The sequence below is a fragment of the Brevibacterium oceani genome (assembly GCF_013623835.1).
GTDB lineage: Bacteria > Actinomycetota > Actinomycetes > Actinomycetales > Brevibacteriaceae > Brevibacterium > Brevibacterium oceani.
On record NZ_JABKDE010000004.1, the window covers coordinates 103,146 to 126,298 of the forward strand.

The 23,153-nt window shown below is 64.9% G+C and carries 23 protein-coding genes; 8 read left to right on the forward strand and 15 right to left on the reverse strand.

The window, feature by feature from the left end:
- Window positions 1–73 precede the first annotated feature (73 nt).
- From HK401_RS09895 to HK401_RS09945, 11 genes are all read right to left on the reverse strand, one after another.
- Entirely contained in the window at window positions 74–856 is a 783-nt protein-coding gene (locus HK401_RS09895; RefSeq protein ID WP_219921869.1) for an amino acid ABC transporter ATP-binding protein, read from the reverse strand.
- Entirely contained in the window at window positions 856–1,650 is a 795-nt protein-coding gene (locus tag HK401_RS09900; RefSeq protein WP_181274867.1) for an amino acid ABC transporter permease, read from the reverse strand. Before HK401_RS09900 ends, HK401_RS09895 begins: the two co-directional genes overlap by 1 nt.
- A 228-nt stretch (window positions 1,651–1,878) precedes the next feature.
- The gene (locus HK401_RS09905; protein ID WP_181274510.1) at window positions 1,879–2,673 is read right to left on the reverse strand and encodes a transporter substrate-binding domain-containing protein; all 795 of its coding nucleotides are present in this window, start codon (window positions 2,671–2,673) and stop codon (window positions 1,879–1,881) included.
- A gap of 276 nt (window positions 2,674–2,949) precedes the next feature.
- On the reverse strand, window positions 2,950–4,392 hold the full coding sequence (locus HK401_RS09910) for an MFS transporter (protein ID WP_181274511.1): 1,443 nt from the start codon (window positions 4,390–4,392) through the stop codon (window positions 2,950–2,952).
- Between the two features lie 253 nt (window positions 4,393–4,645).
- Window positions 4,646–5,395: a peptidylprolyl isomerase gene (locus HK401_RS09915; RefSeq protein ID WP_181274512.1), complete on the reverse strand. Its 750-nt coding sequence runs from the start codon at window positions 5,393–5,395 to the stop codon at window positions 4,646–4,648.
- 91 nt (window positions 5,396–5,486) lie between these two features.
- Window positions 5,487–6,704, reverse strand: a complete 1,218-nt coding sequence (locus HK401_RS09920; RefSeq protein WP_181274513.1) for an MFS transporter — start codon at window positions 6,702–6,704, stop codon at window positions 5,487–5,489.
- Window positions 6,705–6,906: 202 nt separating this feature from the next.
- Window positions 6,907–8,250, reverse strand: a complete 1,344-nt coding sequence (gene pcaDC / locus HK401_RS21170) for a bifunctional 3-oxoadipate enol-lactonase/4-carboxymuconolactone decarboxylase PcaDC (RefSeq protein ID WP_181274514.1) — start codon at window positions 8,248–8,250, stop codon at window positions 6,907–6,909.
- 41 nt (window positions 8,251–8,291) lie between these two features.
- The gene (locus HK401_RS09930; RefSeq protein WP_181274515.1) at window positions 8,292–9,662 is read right to left on the reverse strand and encodes a lyase family protein; all 1,371 of its coding nucleotides are present in this window, start codon (window positions 9,660–9,662) and stop codon (window positions 8,292–8,294) included.
- A 4-nt stretch (window positions 9,663–9,666) separates the two neighbouring features.
- On the reverse strand, window positions 9,667–10,251 hold the full coding sequence (gene pcaG / locus HK401_RS09935) for a protocatechuate 3,4-dioxygenase subunit alpha (protein ID WP_181274516.1): 585 nt from the start codon (window positions 10,249–10,251) through the stop codon (window positions 9,667–9,669).
- The gene (gene pcaH / locus HK401_RS09940) at window positions 10,244–11,104 is read right to left on the reverse strand and encodes a protocatechuate 3,4-dioxygenase subunit beta (RefSeq protein ID WP_181274517.1); all 861 of its coding nucleotides are present in this window, start codon (window positions 11,102–11,104) and stop codon (window positions 10,244–10,246) included. The genes pcaG and pcaH overlap by 8 nt, the downstream gene beginning before the upstream one ends.
- Window positions 11,105–11,174: 70 nt before the next feature.
- On the reverse strand, window positions 11,175–12,359 hold the full coding sequence (locus tag HK401_RS09945; protein WP_181274518.1) for a 4-hydroxybenzoate 3-monooxygenase: 1,185 nt from the start codon (window positions 12,357–12,359) through the stop codon (window positions 11,175–11,177).
- A gap of 253 nt (window positions 12,360–12,612) precedes the next feature.
- Here HK401_RS09945 and HK401_RS09950 point away from each other — a divergent pair, with 253 nt between their 5' ends.
- From HK401_RS09950 to HK401_RS20465, 3 genes are read left to right on the forward strand one after another with little or no spacing between them, the layout of a single operon-like run.
- The gene (locus tag HK401_RS09950; protein ID WP_309135955.1) at window positions 12,613–13,224 is read left to right on the forward strand and encodes a SipW-dependent-type signal peptide-containing protein; all 612 of its coding nucleotides are present in this window, start codon (window positions 12,613–12,615) and stop codon (window positions 13,222–13,224) included.
- A gap of 14 nt (window positions 13,225–13,238) precedes the next feature.
- Window positions 13,239–13,949, forward strand: coding sequence for a SipW-dependent-type signal peptide-containing protein (locus tag HK401_RS09955; protein WP_219921870.1), 711 nt, complete (start codon window positions 13,239–13,241; stop codon window positions 13,947–13,949).
- A 2-nt stretch (window positions 13,950–13,951) separates the two neighbouring features.
- The gene (locus tag HK401_RS20465; RefSeq protein ID WP_219921871.1) at window positions 13,952–15,373 is read left to right on the forward strand and encodes a signal peptidase I; all 1,422 of its coding nucleotides are present in this window, start codon (window positions 13,952–13,954) and stop codon (window positions 15,371–15,373) included.
- A gap of 597 nt (window positions 15,374–15,970) precedes the next feature.
- Here HK401_RS20465 and HK401_RS09965 read toward each other — a convergent pair.
- Both HK401_RS09965 and HK401_RS09970 read right to left on the reverse strand, forming a co-directional pair.
- Complete coding sequence (locus HK401_RS09965; RefSeq protein ID WP_166970001.1) at window positions 15,971–16,807, reverse strand: phosphosulfolactate synthase; 837 nt, start codon at window positions 16,805–16,807, stop codon at window positions 15,971–15,973.
- Between the two features lie 94 nt (window positions 16,808–16,901).
- The gene (locus HK401_RS09970) at window positions 16,902–18,326 is read right to left on the reverse strand and encodes an MmgE/PrpD family protein (RefSeq protein WP_181274520.1); all 1,425 of its coding nucleotides are present in this window, start codon (window positions 18,324–18,326) and stop codon (window positions 16,902–16,904) included.
- Between the two features lie 205 nt (window positions 18,327–18,531).
- Between HK401_RS09970 and HK401_RS09975 the strand changes: the two genes are divergently transcribed.
- Both HK401_RS09975 and HK401_RS09980 read left to right on the forward strand, forming a co-directional pair.
- On the forward strand, window positions 18,532–19,587 hold the full coding sequence (locus HK401_RS09975) for a YeeE/YedE family protein (RefSeq protein WP_181274521.1): 1,056 nt from the start codon (window positions 18,532–18,534) through the stop codon (window positions 19,585–19,587).
- Entirely contained in the window at window positions 19,584–19,808 is a 225-nt protein-coding gene (locus tag HK401_RS09980) for a sulfurtransferase TusA family protein (RefSeq protein WP_166970007.1), read from the forward strand. Before HK401_RS09975 ends, HK401_RS09980 begins: the two co-directional genes overlap by 4 nt.
- Before the next feature lie 18 nt (window positions 19,809–19,826).
- On the opposite strand, the gene HK401_RS09985 is transcribed toward HK401_RS09980, so the two are convergent.
- Window positions 19,827–20,597, reverse strand: coding sequence for a class II glutamine amidotransferase (locus tag HK401_RS09985; protein WP_181274522.1), 771 nt, complete (start codon window positions 20,595–20,597; stop codon window positions 19,827–19,829).
- Between the two features lie 74 nt (window positions 20,598–20,671).
- Here HK401_RS09985 and HK401_RS09990 point away from each other — a divergent pair, with 74 nt between their 5' ends.
- Window positions 20,672–21,205 (forward strand): O-acetyl-ADP-ribose deacetylase, encoded by a 534-nt coding sequence (locus HK401_RS09990; protein WP_181274523.1) that lies wholly within the window; start codon window positions 20,672–20,674, stop codon window positions 21,203–21,205.
- Window positions 21,206–21,217: 12 nt separating this feature from the next.
- Here HK401_RS09990 and HK401_RS09995 read toward each other — a convergent pair whose 3' ends face one another.
- Window positions 21,218–21,469 carry a hypothetical protein gene (locus tag HK401_RS09995; RefSeq protein WP_181274524.1) on the reverse strand — a complete coding sequence of 84 codons (252 nt, stop codon included), beginning with the start codon at window positions 21,467–21,469 and terminating at the stop codon, window positions 21,218–21,220.
- A 235-nt stretch (window positions 21,470–21,704) separates the two neighbouring features.
- Between HK401_RS09995 and HK401_RS10000 the strand changes: the two genes are divergently transcribed.
- Entirely contained in the window at window positions 21,705–22,346 is a 642-nt protein-coding gene (locus HK401_RS10000) for a type IV toxin-antitoxin system AbiEi family antitoxin domain-containing protein (RefSeq protein ID WP_181274525.1), read from the forward strand.
- 33 nt (window positions 22,347–22,379) lie between these two features.
- Window positions 22,380–23,126 (forward strand): nucleotidyl transferase AbiEii/AbiGii toxin family protein, encoded by a 747-nt coding sequence (locus HK401_RS10005; protein ID WP_181274526.1) that lies wholly within the window; start codon window positions 22,380–22,382, stop codon window positions 23,124–23,126.
- Window positions 23,127–23,153 lie beyond the last annotated feature (27 nt).

Sequence of the window (23,153 nt, forward strand, 5' to 3'; positions counted from 1 at the left end):
TCAAGTTACCGCCCACCGCTCGCCGCATAACGCGATACAGTGTCGGTAACGTGAGCGGTCGGCGGACGGCGCCCTACCCCAACTGCCCGGGGTGGAGGACGCGGGAGAGGAAGTCCTTCGTCCGCTGCTCCTGCGGATTGCCGATGACGTCCTTCGCCGGTCCTGCTTCGACGACGACTCCGCCGTCCATGAAGACCACGCGGTCGGCGACCTGGCGGGCGAACTCCATCTCGTGGGTGACCACGACCATCGTCATCCCCGCCTCGGCGAGGTTGCGCATGACCTGGAGGACGTCACCGACGGTCTCGGGATCGAGCGCCGAGGTGGGTTCGTCGAAGAGCATGACATCGGGGTCCATGCTCAGCGCCCGGGCGATCGCCACCCTCTGCTGCTGACCTCCAGAGAGCGATCCCGGCTTGGCCTCCATCTTCTCGGACAGACCGACCTTCGCGAGGTTCGCCTCGGCGACCTTGTTCGCCTCGGCCTTCGACCGCTTCAGCACCTTCGTCTGGGCGATCGTGAGGTTCTCGCGCACCGTGAGGTGGCCGAAGAGGTTGAAGGACTGGAAAACCATGCCGATGCGGGTGCGGGCTGCGTCGATGTCGAGGTCCAGATCGGTCATGTCCATGCCGTCGACGACGATCGAGCCGCCGCTCGGAGTCTCGAGCGTGTTGATGCACCGCAGCATCGTCGACTTGCCCGAGCCCGAGGGCCCGATGACGCAGACGACCTCGCCCTTGTCGACGTCGAGGCTGATATCGGTGAGGACCTTGTTCGTCCCGAAGCTCTTCTGCAGGTTTCGAATCGCGATGATAGGGGCGGCGGTGGAAGCCGCCGAGGTGGTGGGAACGTTCATCATTTCACTCCAGAATCAGCGGAACCGTACTTGCGCTCGAGGACCCGTGAGAGATAGGACAGCGGGATCGTGATGATGAGATAGCACAGCGCGATGACGATGAAAGGCGTGAGATTCGCGGTGTTGACGATCTCTGCTCTGCCTAGTGCCGCGAGCTCGCGGCCGTCGACCGAGGACCCGAGGATGTAGGCCAGGGAGGAGTCCTTGGCGAGCAGGATCAGCTCGTTCGTCAGCGGTGGCAGGATGATGCGCATCGCCTGCGGCAGGACGATCGTGAACATCGCGCGCGAGGAAGACATTCCCAATGATCGCGCGGCCTCGATCTGTCCCTTCGGCACCGCCTGGATGCCGGCGCGGATCGTCTCGGCCATATAAGCCGAGGACACGAGGCCGAGGGCGATCATGATGATGACCAGCTGCGGCAGATTGAAATTCTCGAAGGCGACGGGCAGGCCGAAGCCGAGGACGAGGAAGACGACGAGGGCTGGCAGTCCGCGGAAGAACTCGATGTAGATCGTCGCGAGCCAGCGGTAGACGCCGACCGAGGACAGTCGCATGAGGGCGACGAACAGGGCGATGACCAGCCCGAGAGCGAAGCCGAGGAATGTATAGACCACGGTGTTCTTCAGCGCCATCGTGATGACGTCGGGAAACATGCCCGCCGCGATGTCGACGCGACCGAAGGAGTCGATGAGCTTCGGCCAGTCGGCGAAGATCGCGATGAGGATCGCGATGACGATGAGGATCGCGTATTGGATGCCGCGGGAGAGCTTCGCCTTCTGGCGTTTGCTCATCCTAGCTTTCGGGGTTGCAGTGGCGGTGGGGACGGCTGGGCCGGTCTGGCGGCCGTCCTCGCTCGCTGTGGGAACTGACATGGTTGTCCTTCGAAAACTGTGGCGGGGGTGCCCGCCGGGGTACGTGCCGTGAAGATCGGATGGGACTCAGGCAGGTCGGTCGATCTCAGCCGAACGGGCGGTCGCCCGCGACCTCGTCGTCGCGGGCGACCGCCCAAACAGGTGCGATCACTTGGGGGCGTCGCCGAACCACTTCTTGTAGATCTCGTCGTACTCCCCGTTGTCCTTGATCTCCGTGATCGTGTCGTCCACGGCCTTCTTCATCGCCGTGTTGCCCTTCTTCATCGAGATGCCGTAGTGCTCATCGGTCTTGATGTCGAAGCCGACCGCAAAGCCCTTGTTCTCGGTGTTGTAGTTGTACAGCACACCGTTGTCGTTGATGACGGCGTCGACCTGCCCTGTCTTGAGCGCCTCGAGTGACAGGGGCAGGTCCTCATAGGTGATGACTTCGGAGTCCTTGAAGTTCTCCGTCGCGTAGTCGAGGCCAGTCGTGCCGGCTTGAGCGCCGATCTTGAAGCCCTTCAGCCCCGCCTCGTCCTTCGCTGTCTTATCTGCCTTGGTCAGGATCGCCTGGTTCGCGTCGAAGTAGGGTTCGGAGAAGTCGGTCGCCTCCTCGCGCTCGGGGGTGATCGTCGTGGCGGCGGCCGCGACATCGCACTTGTTCTGGTTGAACTCGGCGCCCGAGGTGATCGTCTCGAAGGAGGTGTTGATGATCTCCTGTTCGACGCCGAGCTTCTTCGCCACGGCATCGACGATGTCGACGTCGAAGCCGACGACCTCACCGTCCTTCTCGAACTGGAACGGCTGGTAGGACAGGTGCGTGCAGGTCGTCAGCTTGCCCTCCTTGACGAGGGGGACACCGCCTTCTGCCGTCGCCGCGGGTTCCGAATCGCCTCCGCCGCAGGCGGACAGGGCGAGCATGGCGCCGACGGCCACGGTGGCCAGGGTCAAGCGTCGTTTCATGGTTCCTCCAGTGAGTCGGTGACGGGTGTGTCACGCAATCGCGGGTCGCTCGGCGGTCGTACCTGAGCAACGTCTGAGAGGAATCCTACCGTGAACTGGGTCACACTTCGGTGCAACCGATGACCGCCGAGGCGGTTGTGACGAAATCGTAGTTTTGCCACCTTGTGAGGCCGGCCGGCCGAGCTTCGCGAGCGGGCGCCGTGCGGGAACGGCAGAGGGTCCGACCATCGCGTACGATGATCGGACCCTGCCTGAGATTGATTCGGCCGGAGCCGCTCAGCTCAGCTGATCCTCCATGTCGAGGTCGCTGGTGTCCTTGGCCAGCCACAGCGCTGCGAACGTGAGGATCGCGGCGCCGATGATGTAGAGGCCGCAGTAGAAGATCGTGCCACCCTCGGCCTGCCACAGCGCGACCATCGCGAAGGGAGCCGGGCCTGCGCCGATGACGCTGGCCATATTGTAGGACACGGCCGAACCGGTGTAGCGGACATTGGCCGGGAAGAGCTCGGGCAGGTAGGCGGCCATCGGCCCGAACGTCAGTCCCATGAGGATGAACCCGACGATGAGAGCGATGACGACACCCGCGGTGCCCGCGTTGAACAGGGCGTTGACGACGAGACCGTAGGCGGCGATGAGCACGGTCACGCCGAGCAGCATCTTCCGCCGACCCAGCTTCTCGGCCAGGGGCCCGGAGACGACGGTGAAGATGCCGAAGAAGACGACGCCGATGATGAGGTAGGTGAGGAATTCGCTCTTCGTGTAGCCGAGCCCCGCGACGAACCCGGCGGGATCGAAGGAGGTTCCCGCCGCCTCGGCGACGGTCTGTGCCTGTTCCACGGTGGCCGGTGAGGTGCCGTAGGTCAGGGTGAACGCGGTCATGAAGTAGAAGATCACGTAGGTCGCGAGCATGATGAAGGTGCCGAGGATGAGCGGCTTCCAGCTCGTGGCGAAGACGCGGCCGATGGGGGCCTTCGAGATCTGCTGCTTCTGCGCGACGAGCTGGAAGGCCGGGGTCTCCATGAGGGAGAGGCGGACCCAGAGACCGACGGCGACGAGGATCGCCGAGAGCAGGAACGGGATGCGCCAGCCCCACGCAAGGAAAGCCTCGGGGGAGGTCCACGAGTTCAGCCCGACGAAGAGCAGGTTGGCGATGATGAAGCCGACCGGGGCGCCGAGCTGAGGGAAGGTGCCCCAGATGGCGCGCTTGCCCTTCGGGGCGTTCTCGGTTGCCAGCAGGGCAGCACCCGACCATTCGCCGCCGAGGCCGACACCCTGGCAGAAGCGCAGGAGGACGAGCATCGCGGGCGCGAGGACGGCCCAGCCCGGCGCCGAGGCGGTCGGGAGCAGCCCGATGAGGAAGGTGCCGATGCCCATGATGAGCAGGGAGGCGATGAGTGTCTTCTTCCGGCCGATCCGGTCACCGAAGTGACCGAAGATGATCGAGCCCAGGGGGCGGGCGACGAAGGCGACGCCGAAGATCGCGAACGAGCTCAGCAGCTGCGTCGTCGAGGTCTGATTGGGGAAGAAGAGCGCCGGGAAGACCAGCGACGAGGCGGTCGCGTAGGCGTAGAAGTCGAAGAACTCGATCGTGGTGCCGACCATCGAGGCGGTCAGGACCTTGCCGCGGGTGTTGTTCTTCCGAGTCGCTGCGATGGCGTCGGACTCGACGGCGTCGTCGGGTGAGGGGTTCGGATTCCCCGGTTGTGTTTCGGTGGACATGGTGTCGTTGTGCTCCGCTGTTTCGTGAGTGCAGGCACGGGCGGGTGGTGCTCGTGTCAATGGAAAAGGGCCGCCGATGCTGTGCGAGCACAGCGTCGACGGCGACGGATAGACACTACGCCCGTCTCACAAAATGCGTTCTCCGCGTCTCGGAAGACGAGATTGCTCGGTCATCCGAGTATTTTCGCGGGCTGGTGACCAGCAGGGACGCGTGTTCGGCCCGCCTGCGGGCACGACTCCTGCGGGTCGCGCCTTACTCGGAGACGGAGACTCCGGTGATGGTGACCTTCTCCTTCGGGGCGCCGTCGCCGGCACCGGAGTCCGTGCCCTTGTCGGCGATGTCGGACACGGTCTTCGTGCTGTCCTTGTCGAGGGAGCCGAAGACGGTGTAGTCCGGCGGCAGAGAACTGTCGTCGTAGACGACGAAGAACTGGGAGCCGTTGGTGTCGGGGCCGGCGTTGGCCATGGCGAGGGTGCCTGCCGGGTAGGTCTCGGAGCCGTCGACCTCATCGGCGAACGAGTAGCCGGGTCCGCCCGAACCGGTGCCGGTGGGGTCGCCGCACTGGAGGACGAAGATGCCCTCGGTGGTCAGGCGGTGGCAGTCGGTGTCGGCGAAGTACTTCTGCTTCGCCAGGGACAGGAAGCTGTTGACGGTGCAGGGGGCACCGTCGGCGTCGAGGGTCACGGTCAGATCGCCGGCGTTCGTGGCGATGGCGGCCTTGACCTTGCCCTTCGCCTGCGGCTGCTCATCAGGGGTGTCGACGTCCTTGGCGCCGGACTGCGAATCCTTCGGGTAGGAGCAGGTGCCGGGCGCGGCTTCGGTCGAAGTCTCCGCGCTGGTCGAGCTTTCAGCGGAGCCGCCGGAGTCGCCCTCGGAATCGGACGATCCGCACCCGGTCAGGAGCAGAAGTGCGAGGACCGCGAACGCGGCCAGGGCCGACAGAACGGCTGGCTGCGGTCGGCGGGTCAGGGCATGAGAGCGACTGGGCGCGGGGTGATCCATGCCTTCATCGTATCGGCACTCAAATATAGGTCACCATCGGATACTTTCAGCGCTGGAAAGTATCCGATAGCGACCTAGATCTGCTCGGAACTCAGGTTTCGACCGGGGTGCGGGTGCTCTTGTCGGGGGAGCCGCCTCGGCGGAGGAAGATCGCGACGGAGATGACGATGAGTCCGGCCAGGCACAGCCCGACGCCGACCCAGGCGGGTGCGCGGTAGCCGAGTCCTGCGGTGATGACGATGCCGCCGAGCCACGCGCCGAGGGCATTGGCGAGGTTGAACGCGGCGTGGTTCATGGCTGCGGACAGGCTCGGGGCGTCGTGGGATTCGCGGAACAGGCGCATCTGCAAGGCCGTGGTGATCATCGATCCGGAGATGCCGATGAGGAAGAGCGCGATGATCGCGATCGCCGCGATGTGGGTGAAGGCGCCGAAAGCGGCGAGCACGAGGGCGGAGAGGATCATGCCGCCGGTGGCCGAACGTTCGATGGACTTGTCGACCAGCGGTCCGGCGATGAGGGAGCCGGCGGTCATGCCGAGTCCGTAGACGGCGAGCACCCACGGGATCGCGACCTCGGGAACGCCGGCGACGTCGGTCATGGTCGGGGTGATGTAGGTGTAGACGGCGAACATGCCGCCGAACCCGACGGACCCGGCCACGAGGGTGAGGATGATCTGCACGCGACCGAGTGCCTTGATCTCCCCGCGCGCCGATGGCACCTCACCGGCGCCGACGCTCACACGCGGGACGGCGATGGCGACCATGATGACGGTGAGGATGCCCAGCCCCGCGACGAGACCGTAGGCGCTGCGCCACCCGAACAGATTGCCCAGTGCCGCGGCGAAGGGCACACCGAAGATGTTCGCGATCGTCAGTCCGAGCATGACTCGCGACATCGCCCGCCCGCGGCGGTTCGCCGGGACGAGGGAGGCGGCGACGACCGCGCCGATTCCCAGATAGGCGCCATGGGGCAGGCCCGAGGCGAAGCGCGCGATGTTGAACAGGGCCGCGGTCGGAGCGAGCATCGAGGCGAGGTTGCCCAGGGCGAAGAGTCCCATCATGCACAGGAGCAGCAGTTTGCGGTCCATGTGCGCGGCGATGGTCGTGATCAGGGGTGCACCGACGACGACGCCGATCGCGTAGAACGACACCGCGTGACCGGCCTGGGGGACCGTGATGCCGAGCTCCTCGGCGATCATCGGCAGCAGTCCCATGGTCGCGAATTCGGTCACTCCGATGCCGAAGGCGCCGATCGCCAGGGCGAAGACGGCGAACTTGTAGACTCCGCGGGAGACCGGGGCATCGCTCATAGGACTCCTTCGGAGACGAGGGGTGTGTGGGACGACCGCACCAGCCTATTGCCCATCGCGGCTCCTCGAAAGTGCGGGGGACGCAATGTGACGATTCGAACAGGCTGCGTGCCGTGCCTGGCGTCACCGACACCCTCGCCGAGGCGGCCGATCGTCCCGTACGCAGGTTGAGTCTGTGCGAGTGTCGAGTCCGCGCGGACGCTCAGGACTCGGATGGATCGTCGGCGTTCGCCTCCGCGTCGACCTCGGCCAGGGCCTGGGAGGCGACGGAGAAGGCCGTGTTCGCGCTCGGCACCGAGCAGTAGATGGCCGACTGGAGGAGGACTTCCTTGATCTCGTCCCGGGTCAGGCCGTTGCGCAGCGCCGCCTTGACGTGCATCGCGAGTTCGGCTTCGTGGCCGCCGGCGATCATGGCGGTGAGTGTGATGGCCGATCGCATGCGACGGTCCAGACCGGGCCGGGTCCAGATCTCACCCCACGCATAACGGGTGATGAGGTCCTGGAAGTCGCTCGTGAAGTCGTCGACCTTCGCATTCGCCCGATCGACGTGGGCGTCGGAGAGGACTTCGCGGCGCACGGTCATCCCGGCCTCGCGGACCTCGTCGCGGCTGGCCTCCCGCGGTCCTGAAGCGGTGGGCAGAGCGGCCGCACCAGCCGCACCATCGGCGCCGGCGGATCCTCCTGCCGCGGCGGTTCCTCCGGCCCCGGCGCCGAGGCCCTTGCCGCCGAAGAAGTCATGAAGCAGTCCCGCGGTCACGGCGGGCGCCTCGGCGGGCACCAGATGGGCGGCCCCTTCGATGACCTCGAGGAGGGCACCAGGGACGGCGTTCGCGATCTCGGCGAGCTTCGTCGCCGGGGTCGGCTGGTCCTCGGAACCGGCGACGGCGAGAACCGGGCGGGTGATCTCGGGCAGGCGTTCGCGGACATCGAAGTCGGCCAGCGCATAGCAGAGGGAGGCGTAGGAGAAGCGGTCGGCATCCTGAAGTGAGTGCAGCAGCGCGGCCGAGGCTTCCGGCTCGCGGTCCATGAAGCCCTCACCGAACCAGCGCTGTGCCGAACCGATGATCTGAGTCGGTGTGCCCGAGGTGGCCACGGTCTGGGCGCGCTCCTCCCAGGCGGTGGCCTCACCGATCTTCGCGCCGGTGCAGAACACCGCGATGCGACCGAAGCGGTCGGCGTGGTCGAGGGCCAGCTGCATGGCGGTGGCCCCGCCGATCGAATCGCCGGCGAGGTCGACGGGCGTGCCGGGGGCGACCACATCGGGAAGGACGCGGTCGAGTGTCGACAGGACCGCCTCGGCGAGGTCGGACATCGTGATCCGCGGAGCCACCGATGTCTCTGGGGGAACGGTGATCGGCGTCGAACGGCCGTGACCGGGCAGGTCGATGCCGATGACCGTCGTCTCCGGACTCACCGCCGCGAATGCGCTCGCCGCCTGCTGCCACAGCGCGGCCACCGAGGTGCCCAGCGAGGGGAGGACGACGAGGACCCGGGCCTCGTCGGCCGGGGTCGTGGGGGCGGCGAGAACGGATGCGGTGAGCTCCATGGATGTCACTTTCTCGAGCGTGTTTTCTCAGTCGGGGTGTCTCAGTCGAAGGACGGCAGGTCGATCTCCTGCGGTCCGGATTCGTCGATGGTGGCAAGGATGGTCCGGCGGATGTCCTCGGCCTCTCCGAGGTAGGACTCGGGGGTGAAGAACTCGGAGATTCCGTCCTCGTCGCCGACCGCTTCGCGCAGCGCAGCGACGGGGTCCGAGCCGGGGGCGATGATGTCAGCGATCTGGTCCTTGGTCAGGCGGTCGCCGAAGACGATGGTGAGTTTCTCCCCGAAGATCCCGGGACTGGCGGCATCGAGGTTCGCCCGCATGGCCTCGGGGCGGACGTGCAGGCCCGCGATCATGTCATCGAGGATGGTCAGGGATGAGATCGCCAAGGTCATGAGTTCGGACAGGGCCGGCCATTCGGCATGCCAGGCACCGTCGGAGCGTTCTTCGACCGCTTCGGCGGCGGCCGTGGTCAGGGTGGACAGCGCGCCGGGCACGCGTATGCCGTTGCGGTGGAGGAGCACCGCCGAGGTGGGGTTCGATTTGTGCGGCATCGCCGATGATCCGCCGGTGGCCGACAGCGACAGTTCCCCGATCTCCGGGCGGACGCCGATGAGGACGTCGCGGGCGATCGAGGCACCCACGGTCACGCATTGGGCAAGGTGGGATCCCCACGAGAGGATGCGCACTCGGTCCGTGTGCCAGGGGACGGGGATCTGGGTGAGTGCCGCATCGGGGCCGACCATCTGGACATGGAATTCGCGCAGCAACGAATCGGTGGACTCGCCGGCGAACCAGCGGATGGCGGCCCGTGTGCCCGCGGCACCGCCGACCTGCACATAGTCGACGTAGGGGGCCTGAGCTTGGACTTCGTTGACCTCGGCGGCCCACGTGGCTGCCTTGAGGCCGAATGTCGTCGGCAGTGCCGGTTGGGTCAGCGTCCGTGCCAGACACAGCGTCTCGGTATGAGTGTTCGAGAGCTCGACCAGGGAGGCGCCGATGACTTCGAGCCGGGCCTGGAGCTGGCGCACCACGCGGGAGACGAGCAGACCGATGGCCGAATCGATGACGTCCTGGCTGGTCAGCCCCCGGTGCAGACACCGTGAGGCCTCCGGGCTGAGCCGCTTACGGACGAGGCCGAGGAACGGGATGACGGGATTGCCGCCGGATTCGGCGGCCTCACCCAAGGACTCGAGCTCGGTGTGATCGTCGGTCAGCGTCCGGACGGTGGCATCGATGGCGGCGGCCACCTCGGCGCGGGTCTCCGACGACACCAGCCCCACCCGTCCCTGGGCGACGATCCACGCGGTTTCGACCTGCCCGATCGCGGAGATGAGCGCGGCGTCGTCGATGGCTTCGGCGCCCCTCAGATCGCCGGGGGCGAAGAGGAAGCGGGTGTGGGCGGTGTCGGTCATTGCGTCAGTCCTCGTGGCCGGGGAATCGGAGGAAGGGGGTTTCCTCCTCACCCTGCAACCGTATGTCGAAGTGCAGCGATGCGTCAGCCCCTCGGGTGGCGATGAGGCGTCGGCGGTCGGCCTCGTCGAGGGAGGACAGGAAAGGGTCGGCAGCCAGGGCCTCGGTGTCCTCGGGCAGGTAGATCCTGGTGAAGAGGCGGTTGAGCAGGCCGCGGGCGAAGATGACGACGCTGATGAACGGGGCCTTGCCCGCCTCGGTGGGGCCGGGGTTGACGGTCGAGAAGCTGAACTCGCCCTCGGGGTCGACGGCGGCGCGGCCGAAGCCGGTGAAGGTGAAGCCGTTGCGGCGCAGCGATCCCGTCGCGCGGGGCACGTCGCCGTTCTCGTCGGGCTGCCAGATCTCGAGGATTGCGTCCGGGACCCGTTCGCCCGCCCCGTCGTAGACGGCGCCGGTCAGCTGCACGGCGCGTGCGGAGCCGGGGGGCACGAGTTCGTTGTCGTGGTCGTACGGGAGGGCGTAGCCGTAGAACGGGCCGACGGTCTGGCCCGGGGTGGGCGTGAGGTCCGGGGTTGCGGTGAGATCAGTCATCGTCCTCTTCTTCCATCCAGGTCCGGTTGGCTCCGGTGAGCACGATGTCCCAGTTGTAGCCCATGAGGAATTCGTGCTCGGTGATGTTGTGGTCGTAGGTTGCGACCAGTCGGTCGCGGGCCTTCTGGTCGGTGATCGACTGGTAGATCGGGTCGAGGGCGAAGAGCGGGTCGCCTGGGAAGTACATCTGGGTGATCATGCGCTGAGTGAACTCGGATCCGAACAGCGAGAAGTGGATGTGGGCGGGCCGCCACGCGTTGTGGTGGTTCTTCCACGGGTAGGGGCCCGGCTTGATCGTGGTGAACGAATACTCGCCGTTCGGCCCGGTCAGGGTGCGTCCGACACCGGTGAAGTTCGGGTCGATCGGCGCCGGGTGCTGGTCGCGTTTGTGGATGTAGCGGCCGGCCGAGTTCGCCTGCCAGATCTCGACGAGCTGGTTGCGTACGGGTCGGCCGTCACCGTCGAGGACGCGTCCGGTGACGCGGATGCGCTCGCCGATGGGTTCGCCGTCGGCCTGGATCGTCAGGTCCGATTCGAGGGTGCCGATGTCGCGGTGGCCGAAGGCGGGGGAGAAGAGCTCGATCGTCTCCGGGTCGGTGTGGCGGGGATCCTTCGTCGGGTGGCGCAGGATCGAGGACCGGTAGGGCCGGTAGTCCAGGCGCGGCTGGGCCTCGGGCTTCTGCCCGGCGGCGAGGTTCTGCTTGTACTGCGATTCGATGTCGGCGATCTCCGCCGACAGGGTCGCCTGGGATTCTGCGGCGTCATCGGGGCCCTTCACAGCCTCGTTGATGACGGTCGGGGAATCGAAGGCCTCGGAGGCCTCATCGGTGTCCGAGGTCTGATGCTGACTCATCGTCGAACCTTTCTCTCTTGTGGTGCTGATATCTGTGCGGAGTGCCTGTGGGGAGGAATGGGGGAGCGGGTCAGCCGTGGGGCCAGCCGGTGTAGCACTCGGCGAGGTAGCGGCGGCCGTGTTCGGACTCGAGGATGGAATGGAGCTCGCCGAGGCTGCGCTTCGTTTCGAACGCGTCCTGACTGGGGTCGGTGTGGAGCATCCGGGTCATCTGGTACGAGAAGTTCTGTGCCTTCCAGACCCGCTTGGTCGCGGTCTGCGAGTAGGCGGCAAGCGCCTCGGTGTCGGATTCTCTGAAGGCTGTGATCAGGGCCGGAGCGAGCACGGAGACGTCGGCGAACGCGAGGTTGAGACCTTTCGCCCCGGTCGGAGGGACGGTGTGGGCGCTGTCACCGGCGAGGAACATCGAACCGTGCTGCATCGGTTCGGTCACGGCCGAGCGGAACGGGAGGACGGTCGTGTCGATGATCGTCCCGGTCTTGAGTGCGAAGCCGTCGGGGCCGTCGACGCGGGCTTGGAGTTCGGTCCAGATGCGGTCATCGGACCAGTCCTCGACGTTGGTGTCAGGGGAGGTCTGGAAGTACATGCGCTGGACGGCGTCGCTGCGCTGGGAGATGAGGGCGAAGCCGTGGTCGGAGCGGGAGTAGATGAGGACCTCGTGGCTGGGTGGGGCTTCGCAGAGGATGCCGAACCAGGCGAAGGGGTATTCGTGGAAGAACCGCTGTCGGGTGCCCTCGGGGATCATCGCGCGGCAGGGGCCGCGGGAGCCGTCGGAGCCGACGATGTAGCGGGCGGTGATGCGCAGCTCTTCGCCGTCGGCGGTGGTGGCCGTGACCCAGGGGGTCTCGGTTTCGATATCGCCGAGGCGGGTGTCCGTGACCGAGTAGAAGATCGGTTCGCCGGTGCGTTCGCGGGCGGCGGCGAGGTCGACGAAGATCTCGTTCTGCGGGTAGAGCCAGACGGATTCGCCGACGAGTTCGGGGAAGTCGAAGGAGTGGGAGACGCCGTTGACGCGGATGTCGATGCCGTCGTGGCGGTGACCTGAGGTGTGGACGCGGGATTCGACGCCGGCGGATTCGAGCATGCGCACGGATCCTGCTTCGAGGATTCCAGCGCGGTGGGTGTGCGCGATGTCGTCGTGGCTGCGGTTGTCGATGACGACGGATTCGATGCCTGCGTTGTGCAGCAGGTGCGCGAGCATGAGTCCCGCGGGACCTGCGCCGACGATTGCGACGTCTGTCTGAAGTTCTGGCACCGTGGCCTCCTTGCCTTCTCTCGTCCATTCAGTGTGCGCCCGGTCACTGACACAAGGCGACGCCGTTCTCAATGAATGGGAGAGGAGGCTTGGGGAGCTCGGGACGGATTCTGTTGAAAGTCTCTTTTCTATAACAGATCACAAAAGTGGTGGAAAAGGGTGCTTTGAAAGTAATTCATCAGTCATCATGAAATCATTCCCCACCACTCTTCACTGTGATCGGTGCTCATGCACCCCTGGACAAGGAGTCTCCGTGACCGCTTCCAAGACCCGCTCCCGCAAGTTCAAAGCCATCCTCGCCGGGGGTATTGTCCTCGGCGTCGGCGCAGCCGTAACCCTGGCCGCCTGGACCGACGACGAATGGGCCGAAGGTGTCTTCGGCGCCGGTTCGTTCAACGTTGAGGGCAGCACGACGGGAGCGGCCGACAGCTTCACCGATCACGAGAGCGCGGACGGCGCGGCATCACTGGACTTTGAGCTCCCCGCCAGTGACAATCTGTCTCCCGGAGACGCTGTGGCTGCTCCGTTCGTGCTTCGTCTCGATGAAGCCACCACATACGACGCGACAGTCGACCTCACCAGCGCGGCCGGAACGGGAGCCAACGCTGCCAACCTGACCTACGGGATCGTTCAGGTCGCCAATGCCGGTGCCTGCACCGTCGGCGCGACAGGCACACAGATCGTTCCCTCCGGCACCGCACTGAGCTCAACGACGGGTAAACAGGGCTTCAACCTCACTGCCGGTGCCGACGGTGAAGCCGGAGCACAGGTGACACTGTGCTTCACCGTCACCGCGGGTGACGATCTCTCTGAGGGCGATAAAGCGACCGCCCAATGGCAGTTCACCGCGACCTCGGCCGAATGACGCTGATCTGATCGATGCGCTTTTCATTGTCGCGATTGCGCCATCTCTTCTCTGGCAGGAGGGCACCGTCAAGTGCCCTCCTGCTGAGTCGACGGCAAGTTCGACAGCGGCGCCGGCTGCGCAACCGACGCGTCAAAGCGATTCTCGCCGGTGGGCTCGTCTTCGGTGTGGGCGCGACGGCGACTGTCGCGGCGTGGACGGACAGCGAAAACGCGGAGGGCTCGTTCACGGCAGGCCGATTCGACATCGAGGTCTCGGTCGATGGGACGAACTGGACGAGCAATCCGACCATGACCTTCGACGCAGGCAATATGTTCCCCGGGGCGAAGTCGTATGCGAAAGTATTCGTCCGAACAAGCTCGACGACGACGATGAACGGGACCGTGAAGGTCTCCGGGGGTGGAATCACCAATCCGGGAACCACGATCGGTGCCAGCCTCGCATATCGGGCTGTCACTCAATCGACGACGACCAGTGGCATGGGAAGCGTGACCTGTACCGAGAACTCATTCACGGGAAGTCCCACATACGCCCTTGGAACCGCGAGCCGAATTCCGCTGAAGACTGCAATCACCTCAAACAGTACCCAGTCCCTGAGTAAGCAGGCGACGTCGGTTCAGGCCTACTGCTTCGAAGTCGTTCTTCCGGAGACGACTCCCAATGCGGCGCAGGGCAGCACGGCGACGCACACCTGGACGTGGAGCGCCGAATCAGTGGCGGGATGACGATGTCGGAGCATCATGAGATCAAGCGAGGCAGAGCGGGGGCATGGCTCGGGGCTGCCTTGCTCAACGTGCTCGCCGTTCTCGGAGTGGTGTGCATCGTCCTCGTCATCCTCAGCGTCGTCTTCAACATCTCGATCATGATGTTCAAGACCGGTTCGATGAGCCCGACGATTCCGGCCGGTTCGATCGCCCTCGTCCGGGAGACCCCAGCCGCGCAGATGGAGATCGGCGATGTGGTCACCGTCGACCGTGGGGAGAAGATCCTGCCGGTCACACACCGAGTGGTCTCCGTCCTCGACAAGGACGCCCAGTCAGGACGTGTCACATTCGAACTGCGCGGTGACGCCAACGAAGAGAAGGACCCGGAGCCCTACACAGCGATGACTGTGCGCACGGTGATGTTCTCGATTCCCGGCGTCGCACCGATTCTCCAACAGTGGCGCAACCCGTTCCTGCTCGGCGGTATCACGATCGCAGCGAGCCTCCTCGTCGTCTGGGCTTTCTGGCCGCGGCGTGGCGACGAACCGGACGAGACCGACAATCCGGGCGAGAGTGACGGGTCCCGCGATGGCAGAGAGCTATCGGAAAGTTCCGCTCGGGCCGAGATCGACAAGTTACGAGCCCCCGCTCGCTCACCCAAGCACGCCGTGGCAGCTCCGATCATCGTTGCGATGCTCTTCGGTGGAGGAGCCGCAGCGGACGGCTTCGGAGTCGACGCGACTGCAAGCGGAAGCACAGGCGCTGTCTCAGCCCAGTCCTCGTCGGAGGTTCACGGTCAGTATCTGCGGTTGAAGGCGTTCGGCGACGACGAGAAGATGCTCGGTCTCAGTCCGGGTGCATCAGCGAATTGGATCGTCGACGTGTGGGTCGAGGATGCCGATCCCGGTACGGTCGACCTCGAGATCGGTGCAGGGCAGGTGACGGAGCCGCTCGCCTCAGCGCTGGTCGTCGATGTGCACAGCTGCGATCGGACCTCGGCCGACGAAGGATGCCCGGAGGGCTCACGGAGCTTACTGAGCGGGGTGCCACTGACTGACTTGGGACGTGCGCCGGACGGTAACCGAGTGCTCGACGAAATGCCGAGTGAGGACGAACGACGTATCGATGTGACTGTCTCGCTGCTGCCCGGTGCCGATGCGCAAGAGGTCGCAGGAGAGACGAGCAGCGTCCGGATCACCGCGCTGGGTCAGGGGGAGGAACTCTCCGTGGGCCCAGGCGACCCTGGGCCAGACGATCCGGGCGAAGCCGACGCCGATTCCGACGGGTCAGGCACGGACGATCCTGGTGCGGAAGAGCCCGGCGGGTCGGGAGACCTGCCGTGGACCGGCATCGACGGATGGCAGTGGTTCCTGCTGGCCGCGTTCGTGCTCATTGTCGTGGGATCGGCTGTCGTCTCGCGGACGCGGAGGGCGAAGCAGTCATGACTCGAACGTTCTCTTGGAACCGACTCCGAGTCGTTCTCGCTGTGGTCGCACTGTTGGCGATCGTCCTCGTGCCTTCGGCGGTCAATGGAACCGTCGCCGGGTGGAAAGACGCCGACTCGAGCGAGGGTGCGTTTCAGGCCGGAACTGTGCCCACACCCGTATTGACCAGGAACTGCGCCTACATATCAGTCCTCGGACTCGGCGCTCGCGTTCGGGTCTATTGGAAGCCACCGGCAGGTTATCAACTCGGCGACATCGACGTCACTGCATCGACCAGTGGACTCGGCTCCGTTCTGGCTCCCATCACGGGGTTCAGCCTCGCGTCGAACACCACCTCGAGTGGCGACGGTTCTTATACGACAGACGTCCCCACGAACCTCCTCGGCGGACTGCTGGGTCTCGGTACAGAACTGGAGATAGCTTTCCAAACCCGGCACGCGAGTGGGTGGCGGTCGAACGCCGCTTCCGTAGCGAGCAATGCTGGGCTGATCGCTGGGCTCAGTGGAAGTTGCCGCAACCTCACGTGACGAGAGGAGCTCGGGGTGCCCTCGTGAAAGGACACCCCGAGCTCGATGTCAGCTATGCCGCTGACCATCTTCACGGAGCCGGGTTGATCACCCGTCCCCAGGTCGACTTGTTGCCCCAGATGTTCTGGCGCAGGCCCTCGAGCTGGAGGATCTGCGAGTGGTCGACGAACAGGTTGCATTCGTTTCCGTAGTTCTTGATGTACCACTCGAAGACCGGTCCGTCGGCGGCTTCGAACATGACGTTCTCGAGCCCGAGTCCGTTGATGATCGAGGCGGCCGCGGCGGTGTTCCACTCGTCGACGTTCTCCGTGATGCCCTCGGACTCGATCATGATGATCGAGGCTCCGGCATCCAGAGCACGCTTGCCGCGGTCGACGAGGTCGCCGATGTCCTTCGCGGACTCCGCTGCCAGCTCGGCCTCGCCCGAGTCTCCGCCCGAGCCGATCTGGATGCCCAGCTCCGGCTTCGCCTTCAGCCCGGCCTTGACGACCTTCTCCACCAGACGCTCCAGCCCCGAGGTCGGCAACATGATGAAGCCGGTCGAGATCTCGATGACGTCGAAGCCGACCTCCTTGGCCTCCTTGAGGTACTGGTCGACCGCGTCGTCTCCGTAGCGCAGGACCGTTTCGATCCAGCCGCCCGAGGACACATACGCGCCGTTCTCATGAGCGATGTCGCTGAAGGCCTTGACTTGGTCGGCCGGGACGAGCGAGAACGATCCGCCCGCCCACTTGATGCCGTCGACCCACTGACCGGCGACGTCGAAGACGTCCTGCAGATGCCGGGTGCCGAAGGTCGAGTAGTAGGGTGCGCGGATCTCGGTCATCCCGATGGTGCGGGGCTTGGCCGGGCGGTAGGCGCGGGGAACGAAGTTCATGGACACATCGAAATCGATGGCGTTCGACATGGTGATTCCTTTCTTCGGATGCCGACGATTCATCGGCGGGGCTGCCGATCATCTGTCGGCAGGGGTGCCGGGATCTCCGGCGGGTGACGCAGCCTCAGCTGCGAGTCTGAGGAACCTGGGCGAGGACCCGGGTCAGCTCACGGATCGGATGATTCTCGAGGTCATGGACGAGGTCGGCGATCTCATCACGCAGAGCCGCCTCGGCGAAGGGGGAGGTCAGGGCGTCGAACTTCCGACGCGCGCCTTCCCAGTCGAGAGGATTCGTGGTGAAGCCGTCGTAGTCATCGGTGCTCGCCCGGAACGTCGTCCCGTCGCCGAGGGTGACGACGAGGTCGGCACACATGTGTTCGGGGAAGCGGTCGCTGAACTCCTGCGAGGGTGTGATCGTCACCTTGTGCATGAGGTCCTGCACATCGTCGTCGACGATGCGCTCCGGCTCGTACTGAGCAGGGTTGAGCTCCCCGTCGAGGAGGACGACCGCGACCATCCACGGCAGCGAATGGTCCGCCTCCTCCTTCGTCCGGATCGTGCGCTTGTCGCCCTCCTCACCTCCGCCGATGATCGAATAGGCGACGTCGAAGGTCGTCAGCTCCACGCTGGCGATGGCATCGGCGCGGAATCCCTCTTGGCGTCGGATCTCCTGCGCGGCGTCGAGGGCCGACTGCGAGTGGATCTCCGCATTGTGCTTCTTGATGATTGTGCCCGTGACCTTCTCGAGGTCCTCTCTCGACCAGTCGAGGTCGAAGTCCCCGGCCAGGGCCTTGAAGCCCTTGTTGCCCTCGAAGACCTCAGCCGGGCCGGTGATCCCGTGTGCGGCGAGCAGGGCGTCGAAGACTCCCTCCTTCGACACGTGCGGATACGCCAGCCCCTTCCAGTGGCTGAGGTCCCCGGTCCGGGTCACGCGCAGCGCCACATTGGCGGTGCCGGCCATAGCTGCGGCGTTCGCGATCTGCGCCGCGTTCAGACCCAGGGCCTTCGCCGAGGCGGCGCCGGCGGCGAAGGCACCCTGAGTCGTATGGTCGAAGCCCAGGTCTCGGACCGGAGCGACATCCGAGAGTCGGGCGTGGATCTGATAGGCCACGGCGAAGGCCGTGAGGAAGTCCTCACCGCTGGCATCGGCGTGCTCGGCAGCGGCGAGGACCGCGCCCATATTGTCCGAGGGGTGATTCGTCTCGCCCTTCGCGAGGTAGGCATCCATGAAATCGAGATACCTGCTCAGAGCCGAGTTGAAGAACGCGGCATGGTCCGGACTGGCGTGGCCGCCGCCGATGAGTGTGGCTCCCTGCCCGGCATCGAGGTCCTCGATGAGGGCTCTGATCTCCTGCAGCGGGGGAGCGTCGAGGGCGCCGATGGCGACGCCGATCGTATCGAGGACGCGGATCTTCAGCTGTTCGTGAGCCTGCTCGCTGAGCATGTCCAGCGAGGCCCGGTCGACGAATTCTGCGAGTGACTGGACTTCTGTCTGTGTTGCCTCCGCTGTCGCTGTCTGAGCTGTGCGGGGCGTGAATGTCGTTGTCATTGTGACCTCTCCTAGTTAGGTTAGGTATTCCTAAGCATGCTCCCAAAAGTATCTTGACGTCAAGATACTTTTGGTGAGATCCATGTCACACCGAGACCACTGCGTGGCGGTGCTTGCGGCTGTGGTTGACGAAATCTGGATTGTTGAGCAAAATGGGGCTTTGTTGTGGTCGCCTGCGGCCATGTCTCACAGAGAAAGCGGTTCTATGATCATCACCGGACTCGTCGTCGGGCTGGTTCTCGGCTTCGTCTTCCAGCGCGGACGCTTCTGTGTCACCGGGGCGTTCCGCGACCTCACCCTGACGGGTAACACGCGCTGGTTCTCCGCGCTCATCGTGCTCATCGCCGTCCACTCCATCGGACTGTTCCTGCTCAACACCTTCGGTGTCATCACCCTCGAAGCGGAACCGTTCCCGTGGCTCGCTTCGATCGTCGGCGGCCTCATCTTCGGCTTCTCGATGGTCTTCGCCGGCGGCTGTGCGACAGGCACCTACTACCGAGCCGGTGAAGGGCTCGTCGGCAGCTGGTTCGCGCTGATCTTCTATGCGCTGTTCTCCGCGATCATGAAGCTCGGACCCGCCGCCGGATTCACCGACGGCATCCGCGCGATCACTCTGGACAACGGAAGCCTGCAGGCGAGCACCGGACTGAGTCCCTGGGTCTTCGTCATCGTCGTCTCGGCGATCGCGATCTGGCTGACCGTTCACCACGCGCGCAAGCTCAAGGCGCCGATGGCCACCCTGCCTCCGCGCAAGACCGGCCTGGCCCACCTGCTCACGGAGAAGCGCTGGAATCCCTTCGCCACCGCCGTGGTCATCGGCATCATCGCCACGATCGCCTGGCCGCTCTCGGCAGCGACGGGACGCAACTCCGGGCTGGGCATCACGACCCCCTCGGCGAACCTCGTCGGCTACCTCAGCACGGGCGACTCCGAACTCATCGACTGGGGTGTCATGCTCGTCATCGGCATCCTCATCGGGTCGTTCATCGCCGCCAAGGCCTCCGGAGAGTTCCGGATCCGCGTCCCCGATCAGGCCACAATCATCAAGTCGATCATCGGCGGCATGGGCATGGGTGTCGGCGCGGCCATCGCCGGCGGCTGCACCGTCGGCAACGCGATGGTCTCGACCGCACAGTTCCAGTACCAGGGCTGGGTGTCCGTGGTCTTCATGATCGTGGGAGCCGGAATCGCGGCCAAGGCCACCATCAAACCCAAGCAGTCGCAGGCCGCAGCGCCCGCGGCGGAAAGCAGGACGGTATGAAGCAAGTACTCGAAACAGACGGACAGGTCTGCCCCTTCCCTCTCGTCGAAGCGAAGGAGGCCATGACCGGTCTGAACGCCGGTGACGAACTTGTCATCAATTTCGACTGCACGCAGGCCACTGAGGCGATCCCGCAGTGGGCGGCCGAGAACGGCTACCCCGTCACTCACTTCGACCGCGTCACCGACGCCAGCTGGACCATCACCGTCCAGAAGGCCTGAGCTGGACCCGCAGCCGGGCTACAGCCGAACGATCGTCTCTGCGCCGTCGGAGACGGTCAGCCGCATGATCGTGTTCTGCTCGATGAGACTCCAACCGCGATGTTCGAGTCCCGAGGAGGACACGATCATTGCGTTCTCGGCCGAGCGTCGCCAGCTCATCCGGTAGTAGTGGTCGTGATGGTCCGGCGGCAGCGGCCCCTGCAGATAGGGCACCTCGGTGCCGGCCGTCGCGTGGACGACGATCATCTCTTCACGAGTGAGCAAGAGCAGATTGATGCCCGGATGATCGAAGTCGGCCCGCAGCATCCGCACGGTCCCGGTCACCGCGTCGAGCAGTGACTCTCCCTGGCGCAGGCGACGAAGGACGAGGGCGAAGACGATCGCCGAATCCGTCGTGCCTCCGACTTCGTCGATCTCGTCAAGGCTGACATATTCGCGCAGCCTCTCGATCGGGTGGACCGAACCGTTGTGCGCCATCGCCACGCCATCGGCGAGGAACGGATGCGTGTTCTCCTCGAGGTCGGCAAGCCCCGTCGTCGCCATCCGCAGATGGCAGATCCGACCGTCCGTGGCCTCCGTGTTCAGCACACGGGTCAGTCGCGGATCGTCGGCACCCTCGGTGGGTGTACGGAACCGCGCGACCGCCTCGGTGCCGGTGTCGATCCACGCAGTGCCCCACCCGTCATCGTGGAGGCTTCCCATGGACTGCCACTGCCGGCACTCATCGGCACCGATGAGATCCGCGGCGGTCGTCGGGGTAGGGGAGATGAAACCGAGTAGCCTGCACATGAAGCCTCCTTCACAGTGACTCCAGGCTACGCCCGGCGGTGGGCAACGTCCGGAGGGCTGTCTAGACTCGAGGCATGAAGATCACGGTTCTCGAAGGCGATATCACCGAGGTGGCCGTCGACGCGATCGTCAACGCGGCGAATTCGGGCCTGCTTGGTGGCGGCGGGGTCGACGGAGCCATCCACCGTGCGGCCGGGCCCGCACTGCTCGAGGCCTGCCGCGAGGTCAGGCGCACCACTCATGTGCGCGGTCTGCCGCCGGGGCAGGCGGTGGCCACGGTTGCCGGTGACCTGCCCGCCCGCTGGGTGATCCACACGGTCGGGCCGAATCGGAACGCCGGTGAGGCCGATCCCGAGGTGCTCGAGTCGTGCTTCGAATCGAGCCTCAACCTCGCCGAGGAGGTCGGTGCCACCTCGATCGCGTTCCCCGCCATCGGTGGCGGCGTCTATGGATGGTCGCCCAGGGAGGTCGCCGAGGCGGCTCATTCGGTCATCGTCGAGGGCCGGTCGCGTGGGCGTTGGGAATCGATCGGTGAGATCCAGTTCGTCCTCTTCAGCGAGCAGATGACGAGTGTGTTCTGCCAGGTCTTCGACCACGATCAGTGGTGAGGGGACGACTGCTCACGCCGGTCGGTGGCGAAGACCGGCGACTGCCTTCACGCTGAGCGCGGCGATCGCGCAGCCGGCCGCGAGGAGCAGCGGGACGCCGGAGATGACGGATTCCACGACGTACTCGGGTCCGGTCTGCAGGATCGGCCCGACGATCTTGACGAGGAGGAAGCCGAGGACTCCGAGGAGGAAGAAGAACGCTGCTGACTTCCCGAGGCGGACCGGCAGACTCTTCAGAGTGCCATTGACGTTGTACCGGCTCATCACCGATCACCTTCGATCTCGATCATGGTCCAAACCGTTTGGGCTCTGCCTCGACGCTACTCCTCAAAGCAGAGAGGGTCCTGGGAGTCGTAAAGATTCTGGGTGGGAGGAGACGGAGGTTGACTGACAATAAATCGGAATGGCGTGGGGTTGAACGTTGCAGTGCGATCGAGGCCAGCGAACTATGCACATATATACCGATAGGGTATATTCTTGCATAGTTGGAGGTGATGTCATGGCTGAAGCAATCAGCTTCTTGAGAGCCGTCGCGCGCTCACCTATGCGCACGATGCGCTATCAGGATGCTCGCGGCCTCGGCTCCAACTCATGGCGGGTGCTCGATGAACTCGTCGACCAGGGCGCACTCAAGCGCTTAGCGCGCGGAATTTACACAGCACCTCCCGATGGCCGAGACGCCAGGACCTGGTCGCCGAGTCTGGAGATCGCCGGACTCGCCGTAGCAACGGCGCGTCACGGCAGCCGCAATGCCATCCTCATGGGGCTTGGGGCTGCGAGATTCTGGGGTGCGATTCCTCGCTCTGTGGGGGCTACGGTAGTGGCGGTCCCGGTCGCTGGAAGGCGCCCATTGGAAGTCGGTACTGGCACAGTGCATTTCGCTTATCGGGAGTTGGAGCGAGTTGAGGCAGTGCTGCAGCGGACCGAGCTCGGTTCTGGACTGATCGCAACAAGAGAACAGACCCTCTACGATCTCCTGATGCGTCCGGCACAGGGCGGCGACGCCGAGGCTGCGGTAGAAGGTGCTCGAAACCTGCTCCCGCAGATAGATGTCACCGAGTTCAGAGATCTTGTCGCGACCGCTCCGCGAGTGAATGACCGAGTACGGAGTATCTTGGATTCGAGGCGGGGAGCCTCATGAACCCTGTGGAATACACATCGCAGGAAGGACCTCATGGTCATGCTTGACGAGGACGAGGCAGTCTTCTTCGCGAACAAGTTCGAGGTCGCCGAATCGCAAGTAAGACGTGACTATGTCATCTCTCATGCGCTCGGCGCACTCGCGGCATCTGTAGCGGACGACGTTGTCTTCTTCGGAGGTACGGCGTTGACTCGGACGTATCTTCCGGATCTGAGGTTGTCCGAAGACATCGATCTGATCGCGAAGGGTCATCGCAGCGCGATGGCGGCTGCCATTCAGCGGGCCATCGTCAAGAACCTGCGTCGAACAGTGGGCGTCCCCGAGTTCACCCCGGCGCTGGTAGAAACGCGTCATCCAGAACCTTCGGTGATGGCAATCGACGAGACGCGCATCCAGATACAGCTTCTGTCACAGACTGGATACCCGGCCTGGCCATCGGAGATGCGACGCATCGAACAGCGGTACAGCGATGCTCCTCCAGCTCAGCTCAGAGTCCTCACCCCTCCGGCTTTCGCTGCTGCGAAGCTCTCGGCCTGGAACGACCGGAGAGCCGCTCGAGATCTCTACGATATGTGGGCAATGGCGACTCACGACATGATCGATGCTGACGCTGTCAGATTGTTTTCACGGCATGGCCCATTGACGAGTCCTGAGGCAGTTTCGTTCGACGGTGTTCCCTCCGAGAAGCAATGGGCAAGCGCGCTGGCTCACCAATGCCGACCGAAGGTCAGCGCCTCAGAGGCGGCGGCAGTAGTCCAGCAAGCTTGGTCGACGACCTGACATATTGCCATGAAGTGACGTCGCCGA

What these genes read in the sequence shown, in the direction of transcription:
- HK401_RS09980 (WP_166970007.1), top strand. Translation starts at nt 19,584, where the DNA reads ATGAAGCAAGTACTCGAAACAGACGGACAGGTCTGCCCCTTCCCTCTC.
- HK401_RS09900 (WP_181274867.1), bottom strand. Translation starts at nt 1,650, where the DNA reads ATGAGCAAACGCCAGAAGGCGAAGCTCTCCCGCGGCATCCAATACGCG.
- HK401_RS09985 (WP_181274522.1), bottom strand. Translation starts at nt 20,597, where the DNA reads ATGTGCAGGCTACTCGGTTTCATCTCCCCTACCCCGACGACCGCCGCG.
- HK401_RS09955 (WP_219921870.1), top strand. Translation starts at nt 13,239, where the DNA reads ATGCGCTTTTCATTGTCGCGATTGCGCCATCTCTTCTCTGGCAGGAGG.
- HK401_RS09965 (WP_166970001.1), bottom strand. Translation starts at nt 16,807, where the DNA reads ATGTCGAACGCCATCGATTTCGATGTGTCCATGAACTTCGTTCCCCGC.
- HK401_RS09995 (WP_181274524.1), bottom strand. Translation starts at nt 21,469, where the DNA reads ATGAGCCGGTACAACGTCAATGGCACTCTGAAGAGTCTGCCGGTCCGC.
- HK401_RS09895 (WP_219921869.1), bottom strand. Translation starts at nt 856, where the DNA reads ATGAACGTTCCCACCACCTCGGCGGCTTCCACCGCCGCCCCTATCATC.
- HK401_RS09910 (WP_181274511.1), bottom strand. Translation starts at nt 4,392, where the DNA reads ATGTCCACCGAAACACAACCGGGGAATCCGAACCCCTCACCCGACGAC.
- HK401_RS09930 (WP_181274515.1), bottom strand. Translation starts at nt 9,662, where the DNA reads ATGACCGACACCGCCCACACCCGCTTCCTCTTCGCCCCCGGCGATCTG.
- HK401_RS09905 (WP_181274510.1), bottom strand. Translation starts at nt 2,673, where the DNA reads ATGAAACGACGCTTGACCCTGGCCACCGTGGCCGTCGGCGCCATGCTC.
- pcaDC (WP_181274514.1), bottom strand. Translation starts at nt 8,250, where the DNA reads ATGGAGCTCACCGCATCCGTTCTCGCCGCCCCCACGACCCCGGCCGAC.
- HK401_RS09970 (WP_181274520.1), bottom strand. Translation starts at nt 18,326, where the DNA reads ATGACAACGACATTCACGCCCCGCACAGCTCAGACAGCGACAGCGGAG.
- pcaG (WP_181274516.1), bottom strand. Translation starts at nt 10,251, where the DNA reads ATGACTGATCTCACCGCAACCCCGGACCTCACGCCCACCCCGGGCCAG.
- HK401_RS09990 (WP_181274523.1), top strand. Translation starts at nt 20,672, where the DNA reads ATGAAGATCACGGTTCTCGAAGGCGATATCACCGAGGTGGCCGTCGAC.
- pcaH (WP_181274517.1), bottom strand. Translation starts at nt 11,104, where the DNA reads ATGAGTCAGCATCAGACCTCGGACACCGATGAGGCCTCCGAGGCCTTC.
- HK401_RS09920 (WP_181274513.1), bottom strand. Translation starts at nt 6,704, where the DNA reads ATGAGCGATGCCCCGGTCTCCCGCGGAGTCTACAAGTTCGCCGTCTTC.
- HK401_RS10000 (WP_181274525.1), top strand. Translation starts at nt 21,705, where the DNA reads ATGGCTGAAGCAATCAGCTTCTTGAGAGCCGTCGCGCGCTCACCTATG.
- HK401_RS09915 (WP_181274512.1), bottom strand. Translation starts at nt 5,395, where the DNA reads ATGGATCACCCCGCGCCCAGTCGCTCTCATGCCCTGACCCGCCGACCG.
- HK401_RS09975 (WP_181274521.1), top strand. Translation starts at nt 18,532, where the DNA reads ATGATCATCACCGGACTCGTCGTCGGGCTGGTTCTCGGCTTCGTCTTC.
- HK401_RS10005 (WP_181274526.1), top strand. Translation starts at nt 22,380, where the DNA reads ATGGTCATGCTTGACGAGGACGAGGCAGTCTTCTTCGCGAACAAGTTC.
- HK401_RS20465 (WP_219921871.1), top strand. Translation starts at nt 13,952, where the DNA reads ATGTCGGAGCATCATGAGATCAAGCGAGGCAGAGCGGGGGCATGGCTC.